The organism is Okeania sp. SIO3I5, from assembly GCF_010672085.1.
In the GTDB taxonomy this organism is placed as follows: domain Bacteria; phylum Cyanobacteriota; class Cyanobacteriia; order Cyanobacteriales; family Microcoleaceae; genus Trichodesmium.
The window spans coordinates 1-1,404 of the sequence record NZ_JAAHHT010000522.1; the positions used below are offsets into that span (position 1 = coordinate 1).

1 protein-coding gene is annotated in these 1,404 nt (G+C 38.7%); it reads left to right on the top strand.

Going from position 1 to position 1,404, the window contains the following annotated elements:
• A partial coding sequence (locus F6K40_RS40205) for a zinc ribbon domain-containing protein (protein WP_293145934.1) occupies positions 1-383 on the top strand: 383 nt, incomplete at its 5' end.
• Positions 384-1,404: the final 1,021 nt, after the last annotated feature.

The window sequence follows — 1,404 nt, forward strand, 5'->3', positions numbered from 1 at the left end:
AACTAATTTTTCTGCCAACTTATGAAACCTCTAAAATGGTTCTTAAATCATCTAGAAAAATTAATCGTAAATCTGTGAGAAATATGTTGACTTGGAGTCACGGAAAATTTGCCTCTCATATAGAGCAGATGGCGGCTCGCCAAGGGGTTTTAGTCGTTCGTTGTAATGAAGCTTATACCTCTAAAACTTGTACGAATTGTGGTCACGTTCATCACAACTTGGGTGGCTCAAAAATTTATAAATGTCCTCAATGTGGTCAGAGAATTGCACGGGATCTCAATGGCGCTCGCAACATAATGTTGAGAGCTTTGCAGGCTACTGCCTTCACTGTTATCAATGATTCTATTGTGATCAGTGATGCTATATCTACTGAAGCGCTTTAATCAAATTTGAGCGTTTTGACGAGATTAAAAGTAGCACTAACTTGTATGATTATTAGACATCTCCAGAAAAGAGGGAGTAGGGAGTAGGGAGTAGGGGGAAAGAATTGATGATTTATGTAGGATAATTGCAGCAATTTCGGAGGCGCGTGAGGTACAAAATTTCATTTACAGGACTTACGCAAAATATTGGATTATACACCAGATGTAGGGGCGAACGGCCGTTCGCCCCTACTAGGTATGGTGCTTATGCGTAAGTCCTGATTTAGTAATTTTGGCAGTTTAAGCATCTTGCTTGTTATAGCAGTCGAAGCAAAGATTAGGACATAGACTGATGATGAATCTTATACTAGGAAACACTTTTCCAACTGTTCCCTGTTCCCTGTTCCCTGTTCCCTGCTATACAGGCTAGAAAGCTGTGTTACACTGTACCTGACCATCCTCATGCATTGCTGTAATAAATTTTTATCTTCGCTTGTTTTGATGGATGGTAATCCCGCGTTGTCAGGCAAGTGCAACGTCGGGAGGATGTCAAGCTTAATATCATGTCCGCTAGTATCAGAGCGTGTAAACCGGCACAGGCCTGTAAACCGGCACAGGCAAGATGCCTATTCCACAAGGTTCAGATCTACAGGAAATTTAAGTTTTTTTGGGGTTAATACTCTTAATTCCAAGAATACTAAAGCCTTCATTCCAAATTTCAGAATTCTAAATTCTGAATTCTGAATTCTTACCCTTTTACCGAATAATTAAGGTTTAAAGTCTCTCCTTTAAAGGAGAAGTAAGAAAACATTTTTCTTTGAGTCAATCCTCTTCTTTTCAAAGAGAGGTAATAATATAGAATCCGGGTAATTAGTTATCGTATTACTGAGGAGTAATGAGTAATGAGTAATGAGTAATGAGTAATGAGTAAGGAGTAAGGAGTAATATCAAATCCGGTTGAATACAAGAGTGTATTGTTGGGGGAGATGGTCCGATTGTCCGATTTAATAATGAACATATACTATATAACCGGATTCTATAT